Below are 10,420 nucleotides of genomic sequence, written 5' to 3'. Positions count from 1 at the left end.
CAACTGATAAATATCAAAAAAGACAAAAACTTAGAATTTGAGAAAATTAAAAACAAAGACAGTTATTTCAAACTTGTTCCATTATGGAACAAGTTTGAGGGGAATTAAAATAAAAACAGATCTTAAAATCAAACTGAAATTTTGAATATTTGTGTTTTAATGTTATAGAAATATATAATTTTGATTTTTTATACATTAAATCTAAAGTGTATTATATCTCCATCAACAACTTCATAATCTTTACCTTCTAAACGGAGTTTTCCAGCTTCTTTTGCTCCATTTTCACCTTTGTAGGCAATAAAATCTTTAAAACTGATAACTTCTGCCCTAATAAAGCCTCTTTCAAAATCATTATGAATAACGCTTGCTGCTTTTGGAGCTTTGTAACCTTTTTTTATTGTCCAAGAATGTACTTCAGTTATTCCAGCTGTGAAGTAGTTAATAAGTCCAAGTTTAGAAAAAGAGGTACGTATAATTTGCTCAAGTCCGCTTTCTTTTACCCCTAAGGAATTCAAAAATTCAATGCCTTCATCTATACTAAGACTTAATAATTCTTCTTCTATTTTAGCACAAAGTTTAATTACTTCGTGATCGTGTTTTGTTGCATATGTTTTGAGTTTTTTGACATAATCATTATCTTCATTGATGCTTTCTTCATCAACATTTGCCCCATAAATAACTTCTTTTGCTGAAAGTAAACGTAATTCTTTGATTAAAGCTTGATATTTTTCATCTTTTTTTTCAAAAGTATTTGCGCTGAAACCTTGATTAAGATGATGTAATAAAGAATCTATCAATTCTAATTTTTCTTTCGCTTCTTTAGCATTTGTTCGAGCTTCCTTTGCAAGTTTTTCTTTCCTTTTGCTTAGTTGTTCTATATCTGCTAAAATAAGCTCTGTATTAATAATTTCAACATCTCTCAAAGGATCCACATTTCCCTCAATATGAGTGATATTTTTTTCATCAAAACAACGTACCAAATGTAAAATTATTTCACTCTCTCGTATATTTGAAAGAAATTTATTTCCTAAGCCCTCACCCTTACTTGCTCCACGCACTAATCCTGCAATATCGACAAATTCAATAAAGGAATGGATTATTTTTTGAGGTTTTACAATTTTAGCCAACTCATCAAGACGTGTATCAGGTACTTTAACCATAGCTTTATTTGGCTCTATCGTGCAAAAAGGGTAGTTTGCACTTTGAGCGTTTTGAGCTTTAGTTAATGCGTTGAAAGTTGTTGATTTGCCAACATTTGGCAAACCTACTATACCAACACAAAGACTCATTGAGATTTCTTTAAAAGATGAAATAAAAAGGTAAGACACATTCTCACACCAGCTCCACCAGCCCCAAAAGCCGTATAGCCCCAGTTTTTTTCTGTATAGGCAGGTCCTGCTATGTCAAGATGAAGCCATTTGTCTTTATATTCTTTACGAATAAATTTTTCTAAAAAAAGTCCAGCTGTAAGAGCTCCACCATATCGACTTGAACTTGTGTTGCTTATATCCGCAATATTTGACTTAATAAGCTCTTTTAAATAAGGATTAAAGTGCAAGATAGTAGTATATTCTCCACTCTTTTTGCTACTTTGGTAAAATTCATTTTGCAGATCCTCATTCACACCCATAATCGCAGTTGTATATTCGCCAAGTCCTATTACACAAGCACCTGTTAAAGTTGCCATATCGATAAGCAAGTCAGGTTTTAAATCCTGTGCGTAGGAGAGACAGTCAGCCAAAACAAGCCTCCCTTCAGCATCTGTGTTTCTCACTTCAATACTAACACCTTCTCGAGAAATGAGAACATCATCAGGCTTATAAGCATTGCCCCCTATCATATTTTCAGTTGCTCCTATAATGCAATGTACTTCAAGATCCATAGTAAGTTCTGATACAGCTTTCATAATTCCTAAAGCAGCAGCCCCACCGCTCTTATCAGCTTTCATCGTAAGCATATAATCGCTTGGTTTTAAACTTAATCCTCCACTATCATAGGTTAATCCTTTACCTACAAAAACAACACGTTTTTTTGCATTTTTGCCTTTATAGCTTAGATGAATGAGTCTTGGAGGGTGAATGGAAGCACGGTTAACAGCTAAAAAAGCAGCCATTTTCTGCTTATGAAGGAAGTTTTCATCATAAATTTTACACGTTATATTCTTGTTTGTCTTTGCAAGATTTTGTGCGTCCTGTGCCATTGTAAGTGGGGTGTAGAGTTCCGGAATTTCATTGACTATATCTTTAGTGTAATTGGTAGCATTTGCAAAAATTTCTCCCCTTTCGATTCCTAGTCGTGCTTCTTTTATATCAAAAACTTTTTGTGAAAATTCTTCAGTAGAAATGAAAAATTTTTCTAAGGTAGATGTTTTTTTTTCACTTTTATATCTGTCGAATTTATAGGCGCCAAAAAGTACACCTTCAACTAAAGAAGCGAAACTTCTTACAACACATTTGCCAACAACGCTTGCAGTTTTTACACTCTTGATGTTGAGTTTTTCAAGGATTTTATAGGCAGTATAAAAAGTAAGTCTTATTTCTTCATATTCAACATTTTTAAGCTCTATAAAGAGTTTTTTATTTGTTATATCAAGACAAGCGCCTTCGCCTTTAAAATTGTTTATTTTAAAAAAATCTTTTTCTTTGGAGAATTGTTTTAGCTTTTCTTTTTGTACAAAAACAATCTCAAAATCTGCTTTAATAGCATTGAGTTTTTTGTTGCTTAATTCAAATTTCATTGTTTTTTCCTTTCTTTTAATATCGTTTTTTCCATCTGTTTAAAGCTAAAAAATAAGAGTGATAAAAAAGCCAAGATAAGAATAAGAGCAAGATACCAATGTTTTTTCGCCCAAAATAAAAAATCTTGTATTAAAGAACCAAAATACCAAGTTAAGAGTATGGTAATGCTTGCCCATATCCAAGCACTCAAAAGATTAATAAAGGCAAATTTCTTTGCACTGTAACGTGTAATACCTATGCTCATCGGTATAATTGTACGAAAACCATACATATAACGTTGAATAAAGATGATAGGCCAACCAAATTTTTGTAAAAGTAAGTGTCCTACTGCAAATTTGCGCCTTTGTGTATGGAGTTTTTTTTGGATATATTTTTTATTATATCTTCCTATGTAAAAATAAATTTGATCACCTACAAAACCACCAAGTCCAGCTATAAAAATAGCAAGGGCTAAATGCATTTTGCCATCGTGTACAGCAAGTCCTGCAAAAATAAGTCCAAGTTCGCCTTCTAAGATGCTCCAAAAGAATAATATAACATATCCCCATTTTTCAACGTGTTGATTCCATATATTTATAATAAAAGCTTCAAGAGAAAAATCATTTTGAATAAGTCCGTATATAATATAAGCTATAAGAGCTATTAAGATAAGAAAAATAAATATCTTACACCATTTTTTCATTCAAAACTCCTTAAAATTTTAAAATACTGTATACAGGGACAAAGAGACTTAATTTTTTTTCTCCACCTAAATTTTCAAGATTCATCAAAAAACAGACTTCAACACATTCTCCTCCTGCTTTTTTGATGAGTTCATAAGAGGCCAAGGCTGTTCCTCCTGTGGCAATAAGATCATCTACAAGTAAAACTTTTGCCTTATTTTTACCTTTGAAAGCATCTTGGTGAATTTGTATTGAGTCTTTACCATATTCAAGTTCATACTCACAGCTAAAGGTAGATGATGGAAGTTTGCCCGGTTTTCGCAGCGGAACAAAAGGCAGTTTTAAACTCGCACAAATCATAGCAGCGAAAATAAAACCTCTACTCTCTGTACCAACTACAAAGTCCAAATTCACATTTTTATAGCGGTTTGTGAGATGGGCAAGTAAAAGCTCTAAAGCTTTTTTGTCATTAAGCAGAGTGGTAATATCTCTAAATAAAATACCTTTTTTTGGAAAGTCAGGTATAACTCGTATGCTGTTGGTAAGGTATCGGCGTTCTTCAGCTGTAAGTTCTTTCATAGTAAGGCCTCTATTTTTGCTTCTAATTCTTTAATTCTTTGTCGCAATTTATCGTTTTCTAATCTGTATTGAGAATTTCGAGTCCTTAGTGAGGTAAGATCGGTTTTGATTTTATTAAGTTCTTCAGTTAATATATCGATATTTCCAAGACTTCTTTGAAGTTGAACTTGAAGTTTTCTAATGATAATTTCTGTATCATCTAGATTGTTTTTTATAAAATCTTTTGAAATTTTTTCTTTATTAAGTAAGGTTCTATAATAAAGCAACATAACGATTAAATAAAGAGTGGCACAAATAAGTATTGTTAAAATTAACCAATTTGCTAGCATTGTAAATTAACCTCAATTTTTTGAATTCTCTGTATATGCCTTCCTTGTTCAAAAGGTGTTTGGATAAAATGTGAAATAATATCAATAGCCAATTCAACACCTATTAATCTTCCGCCTAAAGCTAATACATTTGCATCATTATGTTTTCTTGCAAGTTTTGCACTCAAACTTTCATTGCATAGAGCACAACGAATATGTGGATGTCTGTTTGCAGCCATACAAACGCCTATACCTGAACCGCAAATAAGAATTCCAAAGCTTGTATCATCTATTTTTGAAGCTAATAAATGAGCATAGTCCGGATAATCGCAGCTTTGAGTAGAATTGACACCAAGGTCAGTGAAAGTAATATGTTCTTTTTGAAAAAAAAGACAAATTTTCTGTTTGAGTTCAAATCCTGCGTGATCATTAGCGATATAAATAATCTTTCTTAACATTATATTAAAGTGTATCCAAAAATAAATTTTTTAAGTTTATATTCTATCATAATAAAATTATAAAAATAGCCTTTTATCTAAAATTATAGAGTAAATTTTATTTTGTTTGTGTTATACTTCTGTTTTGACTTTTTTCAAGCACTTTAGAATTTAAATTTTCAAAGGCAAACTAATGAAGCTTATATTAATAGGTTCATCGACCGGGGGTCCTAATCAGCTTAAATTTCTTTTAAATGATGTGGATATTAAAAGTTCTTGCGTCGTGATTGCTCAACATATGAGTGCCGGGTTTATTCCTTCTTTTATTGGACAGTTTAATAAAGAAGCTTTAAGCGAGGTATCTTTGCTTGGAAACAAAGAATTACTAAGCAATAAAATTTATGTTTGTCAGAAAAACACTATTTTAACTGGAAATTTGAGTATTATGGCTAGTTGGAAAGATGTAGTTACGACTTTTAATCCTAATGTGGATTTGCTTTTTGAATCAGCTCTTTCACTTGTTGCTACAAATAAAATTCTTGCTATTCTTTTAACAGGAATGGGTGATGATGGAGCGAAGAGTCTTTTTAAACTTTACAAGGCAGGAGTAAAATGCTTGTGTGAAAATGAACAGGATTCTGTAGTTTATGGTATGCCAAAACGGGCTAAAGAGATAAATCCCTATCTGAAAACTATGGGCTTAGAAGAAATCAAAAAAGAGATTATACATTTCATAGAAGAATAACCAAAATTTAATATATTAAATAAAGTGGGGGGGGGGATTGAATTTTATGGAAAATAAAATTAGTGAATTAGAATTAAATGAATTTATTAAAATTGTAACTGAAATTAGCGGTATTGATTTGAATGAAAAAAGAAATATTTTGATGCTTAAATTACCCAATTTTATTAGCAAATTACATTTTCAAAATTTTGCCGAATTTGTAAATAAAATTCGACTCAATAAACAGCTAAGACAGGAAGTTTTAGATTTTGTAACTATTGGAGAGACCTATTTTCTAAGAGAGCTCTCTCAACTTCAAGACATTGTTGTATATGCGAAAAGTTTAGAAAAAAAAGTTGGAATTTTAAGTGCTCCCTGTTCAAGTGGAGAGGAAGTGTATTCTTTAGCTTTACTTGGAGCAAAAAATTGTTTTAAGGATATGTATATCTTAGGGATTGATATTAATTCAAATGCTATTGAAAAAGCAAGAATGGGTAAATATCAAGGCAGAACTCTACAACGTTTAAGTGAATCCGAAAAGAAGAAGTTTTTTGTTGAGGAAAATGGGGTTTTTAGCATTAATAAAAATGAAATATGCGTGTGTAAATTTGATATGTGTAATGTTTTGGAGGATAAGTTTTTAAAACTTGGGCAATTTGATATTGTCATTTCTAGAAATATGATTATTTATTTTGATTACAATTCTAGAGTAAAATTGATGGAGTATTTTTATAGAGTTTTGTCAAATAAAGGTCGTTTGTACGTTGGCAATGCAGATATTATTCCTGAAACCAAATTTTTTAAAAAAGTTTTTTCAGGTGGTAGCTCATATTATGAGAAAATGTAACTTTAATATAATGTTTTTTAAATTGTAACTTAATGAAACAAAATATTAAATTTTGTACAATTTTTAATTTTATTATAATGAAGTTGGAAACTCTAACTTTATAATTAACAGTAAGACTTTAAACTATAAAGTATTATTGAAAGGGAAATTTTGATTGAGTTAAAAAACGTCAGTAAATATTATGGCAAACATCAGGTGTTGAAAGATATTAATCTGTGTGTTAAAGATGGTGAAAAACTTGTTATTATTGGTCCTTCTGGAAGTGGCAAAAGTACAACTATAAGATGTATGAATGGTCTTGAAGAAGTCAGCTCTGGAGAAGTAGTTGTAAATGGTTTAAAGCTTACGCATAAAAACAAAATAGAAATTTGTAGAAAATACTGTGCTATGGTTTTTCAACATTTCAATCTCTATCCTCATATGAGTGTTTTGCATAATCTTACTTTAGCTCCTATAAAACTTCAAAAGAAAAGCAAAAAAGAAGCTGAAGAGATAGCATACCATTATCTTAAGGTTGTAGGGCTTGTTGATAAGGCAAATGTATATCCTGCTACTTTGTCCGGAGGGCAACAGCAACGTGTTGCTATAGCAAGGAGTTTGTGTACAAAAAAGCCTTATATTCTTTTTGACGAACCCACTTCAGCTCTTGATCCTGAAACTATACAAGAGGTTTTAGATGTGATGAAACAAATTTCAAAACAAAGCAATACAACTATGGTTGTTGTAACACACGAAATGGGCTTTGCGAAGGAAGTGGCGGATAGAATTCTTTTTATGGAAGATGGGAGTATTGTTGAAGAAAATAAACCAAAAGATTTTTTTTCATCTCCAAAAACAGAAAGAGCTAAACTTTTTCTAGGAAAAATTTTAAAAAATTAAATTCAATTCTAAAAAGGAGGAAAATATGGTTTGCAAAAATATTGCATTGAAATTGACAGCGTTATTTTTTGGTCTTTGTATGACTTTTAGTAATGTCTTTGGCTCTAAGATTGATGATATTAAAGCTAGAGGACAACTTGTTGTAGGTGTAAAAAATGATGTTCCTCATTATGCTTTGCTTGATCAAGCCACAGGAGAGATTAAAGGATTTGAAATTGATGTGGCTAAGAGTTTAGCCAAAAGCATATTTGATGATGAAAATAAAATCAAACTTATTCCTGTAAATGCAAAAACACGAGGTCCTTTGCTTGATAATGGAACTGTTGATGTTGTTATTGCAACTTTTACTATTACACCTGAAAGAAAAAGAATTTATAATTTTTCAGAACCTTATTATCAGGATGCTATAGGTTTGCTTGTTTTAAAGGAAAAAGGATATAAGTCTTTAGCAGATATGAAAAAAGCAAATATAGGAGTAGCTCAAGCTGCTACAACAAAAAAAGCTCTCACTCAAGCTGCTAAAAAAGAAGGTGTAGAAATAAAATTTACCGAGTTTCCTGATTATCCAAGTATTAAAGCAGCACTTGATGCAAAAAGAGTAGATGCTTTTTCTGTTGATAAATCTATATTGTTAGGATATGTCGATGCTCAAAGTGAAATTTTACCCGATTCTTTTGATCCACAAAGCTATGGGATTGTAAGCAAAAAAGGAGATGAAGATTTTGCAAATTATATTAATACTTTTGTTCAACAAAATAAGCAAAATATTGATGAATTAGCAAAAAAATGGGGATTATAAAATGAATGAAAGTGTTGGTTTTGTTGAGTATTTAAGACAGCTTCTTATTTTTTTAGGAATTTATGATGAAAATAGCATTAATCCTTTTGCTTTATGGAAATTTCTTGATGCTTTACAAGATTGGAAAGCCTTTTTACAAGGTTTTCTTTACACTTTGGAAGTAAGTTTTTTTGCTTTAGCTATTGCTATTATCTTTGGTACTATTGGAGGGATAATGGCGACAAGTAAAATAAAAATCATCAAAGCTTACACTCGGACTTATGTAGAGGTTTTTCAAAATACTCCTTTGGTTATACAAATTTTTTTCTTGTATTTCGGTTTGCCTCGTTTAGGAGTTAATCTTGATATTTATACTATAGGTGTTTTAGGCATAGGAGCTTATCACGGTGCTTATATCAGTGAAGTTGTTAGAGGCGGGATATTGGCTGTACCTAGAGGTCAGTTTGAAGCTTCTGCTGCTCAAGGTTTTACTTATGTTCAACAGATGCGATATATTATTATACCTCAAACTATAAAAATTATTTTGCCGCCGATGACAAATCAAATGGTAAATTTAATCAAAAATACTTCTGTGCTTTTGATAATAGGAGGTGTTGAACTTATGGGCACAGCAGATAGCTATGCAGCCGAATACGGAAATTATGCTCCATCTTATATCTTTGCGGCAATTTTATATTTTATAATTTGCTACCCTTTGGCGTATTTTGCAAAATTTTATGAAGAAAAGCTTAAGAAAACACATTTATTACGGTGAGATTTATATGGAAAATGTTTTAAACATTCAGAATTTTGATTTTTTACTACAAGGTTTGGCTTTGACTTTTAAAATTTTTCTAGCTACTTGTATTCTTTCTATCTTTTTTGGGACATTTTTAGCTATTACTAAAAATTATGGCGACAAAATAAGCAGGTTTTTTACTTCTTGTTATATAGATATTTTTCGCAATACTCCTCTTTTACTTTGGATGCTTGCTGCTTGTTTTGTTTTGCCAAGTTTTTTTGGTAGAGCTGAACCTGCTTTTTGGGGGACAATAGGTTTTTCTTTATATACAAGTTCTGTTATGGCCGAAATTATTAGAGGAGGTTTAAATTCTATCCCTAAAGGACAATTTGAAGCAGCATATTCTCAAGGCTTTGGAAAATTTTTTACTCTTTTTTACATCATTTTACCTCAAGCTTTTAGAAAAATTATCCCTTCTTTGCTTTCACAAATTGTTACAACTTTTAAAGATACCGCATATTTAGCAGGAATGCAGATCGCCGAACTTACTTATAAGTCAAAAATTCTCCTTGCTCAACTTAAGAGTTTTGAGGAAATTTTACTAATGATAGCTTTAGTGGCTGGAATTTATTTTATTATTTGTTTCTCTTTATCTATGAGTGTGCGTTATTATGCCAAAAAAACAGCTTATATTTTATAAAATCGTAATTTAGAGTGAGGTTATTTAATGCGTGGTTATAAAATTTTTTCAGGTTCTTCCAATGTTGAGCTTGCAAAGCAGATTTCAAAATACCTTTCTTTGCCTTTAAGTGATGCTGGAGTGAAACGTTTTAGCGATGGAGAGATTAGTGTTCAAATAGACGAAAGTGTACGTGGTAAAGATGTGTTTATTATACAAAGCACCTGTGCTCCTACAAATGACAATTTAATAGAACTTCTTATCCTTACAGATGCATTAAGACGTTCTAGTGCTAATTCTATCACAGCTATTGTCCCGTATTTTGGTTATGCAAGACAAGATAGAAAGGCTAATCCTAGAGTACCAATTACTGCTAAACTTGTGGCAAATTTAATAGAAGCATCAGGAATTGACCGTGTAGCTACTATAGATTTACACGCTGGACAAATTCAAGGCTTTTTTGATATTCCTGTGGATAATCTCTATGGAAGTATTATCTTTAATAATTATATCAAGGACAAACATTTAAGGAATGCTATCATAGCTAGTCCTGATATAGGAGGTGTTGCAAGAGCAAGAAGTATTGCAAAATCTTTAGACCTTGATATTGTAATAGTCGATAAACGTAGAGAAAGAGCAAATGAAAGTGAAGTGATGAATATTATTGGTGATGTTCAAGGAAAAGATGTTATTTTGGTTGATGATATTATCGACACTGCCGGAACAATAGTCAAAGCAGCCACAGCTTTCAAAAACAAAGGCGCAAATTCTGTTATGGCTTGTTGCACTCATCCTGTTTTAAGTGGAATGGCATATGAGAGAATAGCAAGTGGAGCTTTAGATGAACTTGTTGTTACTGATACTATTCCTTTAAAAGAAAAATTGTCTAATATTAAAGTCTTAAGCGTAGCTCCTGTATTTGCTGAAGTTATTAGACGTGTGTATCACAATGAAAGTGTCAATTCTTTATTCATATAATTATTCGTTTATTTGTTACCTTTTGTAAAACAAAATTTACTTTTTATTGGTTTTCTAATTCTTTTCTTT

Annotated in this window: 13 protein-coding genes; 7 read left to right on the top strand and 6 right to left on the bottom strand. The window is 31.3% G+C overall.

Annotated features, from left to right (window positions below; genetic code table 11):
* Positions 1-188 precede the first annotated feature (188 nt).
* From ychF to rpiB, 6 genes are read right to left on the bottom strand one after another with little or no spacing between them, the layout of a single operon-like run.
* Positions 189-1,289, bottom strand: a complete 1,101-nt coding sequence (ychF, locus tag OQH62_RS03045; protein WP_266013616.1) for a redox-regulated ATPase YchF — start codon at positions 1,287-1,289, stop codon at positions 189-191.
* Complete coding sequence (locus OQH62_RS03040; protein ID WP_266013612.1) at positions 1,286-2,737, bottom strand: leucyl aminopeptidase; 1,452 nt, start codon at positions 2,735-2,737, stop codon at positions 1,286-1,288. Before OQH62_RS03040 ends, ychF begins: the two co-directional genes overlap by 4 nt.
* On the bottom strand, positions 2,734-3,420 hold the full coding sequence (locus tag OQH62_RS03035; RefSeq protein WP_266013609.1) for a DedA family protein: 687 nt from the start codon (positions 3,418-3,420) through the stop codon (positions 2,734-2,736). The genes OQH62_RS03040 and OQH62_RS03035 overlap by 4 nt, the downstream gene beginning before the upstream one ends.
* A gap of 10 nt (positions 3,421-3,430) precedes the next feature.
* A complete protein-coding gene (apt, locus tag OQH62_RS03030) occupies positions 3,431-3,979 on the bottom strand; it encodes an adenine phosphoribosyltransferase (RefSeq protein WP_266013606.1) in 549 nt (182 codons plus the stop codon).
* On the bottom strand, positions 3,976-4,308 hold the full coding sequence (locus OQH62_RS03025) for a hypothetical protein (protein ID WP_266013603.1): 333 nt from the start codon (positions 4,306-4,308) through the stop codon (positions 3,976-3,978). Before OQH62_RS03025 ends, apt begins: the two co-directional genes overlap by 4 nt.
* A complete protein-coding gene (gene rpiB, locus OQH62_RS03020; RefSeq protein ID WP_266013597.1) occupies positions 4,302-4,745 on the bottom strand; it encodes a ribose 5-phosphate isomerase B in 444 nt (147 codons plus the stop codon). The genes OQH62_RS03025 and rpiB overlap by 7 nt, the downstream gene beginning before the upstream one ends.
* Before the next feature lie 172 nt (positions 4,746-4,917).
* Here rpiB and OQH62_RS03015 point away from each other — a divergent pair, with 172 nt between their 5' ends.
* The 7 genes from OQH62_RS03015 to OQH62_RS02985 all read left to right on the top strand — a co-directional run bounded on the left by OQH62_RS03015 (position 4,918) and on the right by OQH62_RS02985 (position 10,351).
* Positions 4,918-5,469 (top strand): CheB methylesterase domain-containing protein, encoded by a 552-nt coding sequence (locus OQH62_RS03015; protein ID WP_266013594.1) that lies wholly within the window; start codon positions 4,918-4,920, stop codon positions 5,467-5,469.
* A 46-nt stretch (positions 5,470-5,515) separates the two neighbouring features.
* Positions 5,516-6,295 carry a CheR family methyltransferase gene (locus OQH62_RS03010; protein ID WP_266013591.1) on the top strand — a complete coding sequence of 260 codons (780 nt, stop codon included), beginning with the start codon at positions 5,516-5,518 and terminating at the stop codon, positions 6,293-6,295.
* A gap of 150 nt (positions 6,296-6,445) precedes the next feature.
* Positions 6,446-7,174, top strand: coding sequence for an amino acid ABC transporter ATP-binding protein (locus OQH62_RS03005; protein ID WP_266013588.1), 729 nt, complete (start codon positions 6,446-6,448; stop codon positions 7,172-7,174).
* 25 nt (positions 7,175-7,199) lie between these two features.
* A complete protein-coding gene (locus OQH62_RS03000; protein WP_266013585.1) occupies positions 7,200-7,973 on the top strand; it encodes a transporter substrate-binding domain-containing protein in 774 nt (257 codons plus the stop codon).
* Position 7,974: 1 nt separating this feature from the next.
* Entirely contained in the window at positions 7,975-8,727 is a 753-nt protein-coding gene (locus tag OQH62_RS02995) for an amino acid ABC transporter permease (protein WP_266013581.1), read from the top strand.
* Positions 8,728-8,734: 7 nt separating this feature from the next.
* Positions 8,735-9,394, top strand: coding sequence for an amino acid ABC transporter permease (locus OQH62_RS02990; protein ID WP_266013578.1), 660 nt, complete (start codon positions 8,735-8,737; stop codon positions 9,392-9,394).
* A 27-nt stretch (positions 9,395-9,421) separates the two neighbouring features.
* On the top strand, positions 9,422-10,351 hold the full coding sequence (locus OQH62_RS02985; protein WP_266013576.1) for a ribose-phosphate pyrophosphokinase: 930 nt from the start codon (positions 9,422-9,424) through the stop codon (positions 10,349-10,351).
* Positions 10,352-10,420 lie beyond the last annotated feature (69 nt).

The organism is Campylobacter sp. MIT 21-1684, assembly GCF_026241315.1.
Classification (GTDB): Bacteria; Campylobacterota; Campylobacteria; order Campylobacterales; family Campylobacteraceae; genus Campylobacter_D.
Note: the sequence above shows the minus strand (reverse complement) of the source record. Positions and strands in the feature narration are given on the sequence as shown.

Coding starts and splice junctions, on each gene's coding strand:
- OQH62_RS02995 (WP_266013581.1), top strand. CDS start 7,975: ATGAATGAAAGTGTTGGTTTTGTTGAGTATTTAAGACAGCTTCTTATT.
- apt (WP_266013606.1), bottom strand. CDS start 3,979: ATGAAAGAACTTACAGCTGAAGAACGCCGATACCTTACCAACAGCATA.
- OQH62_RS02985 (WP_266013576.1), top strand. CDS start 9,422: ATGCGTGGTTATAAAATTTTTTCAGGTTCTTCCAATGTTGAGCTTGCA.
- OQH62_RS03025 (WP_266013603.1), bottom strand. CDS start 4,308: ATGCTAGCAAATTGGTTAATTTTAACAATACTTATTTGTGCCACTCTT.
- OQH62_RS03010 (WP_266013591.1), top strand. CDS start 5,516: ATGGAAAATAAAATTAGTGAATTAGAATTAAATGAATTTATTAAAATT.
- OQH62_RS03015 (WP_266013594.1), top strand. CDS start 4,918: ATGAAGCTTATATTAATAGGTTCATCGACCGGGGGTCCTAATCAGCTT.
- OQH62_RS02990 (WP_266013578.1), top strand. CDS start 8,735: ATGGAAAATGTTTTAAACATTCAGAATTTTGATTTTTTACTACAAGGT.
- rpiB (WP_266013597.1), bottom strand. CDS start 4,745: ATGTTAAGAAAGATTATTTATATCGCTAATGATCACGCAGGATTTGAA.
- OQH62_RS03040 (WP_266013612.1), bottom strand. CDS start 2,737: ATGAAATTTGAATTAAGCAACAAAAAACTCAATGCTATTAAAGCAGAT.
- OQH62_RS03000 (WP_266013585.1), top strand. CDS start 7,200: ATGGTTTGCAAAAATATTGCATTGAAATTGACAGCGTTATTTTTTGGT.
- ychF (WP_266013616.1), bottom strand. CDS start 1,289: ATGAGTCTTTGTGTTGGTATAGTAGGTTTGCCAAATGTTGGCAAATCA.
- OQH62_RS03035 (WP_266013609.1), bottom strand. CDS start 3,420: ATGAAAAAATGGTGTAAGATATTTATTTTTCTTATCTTAATAGCTCTT.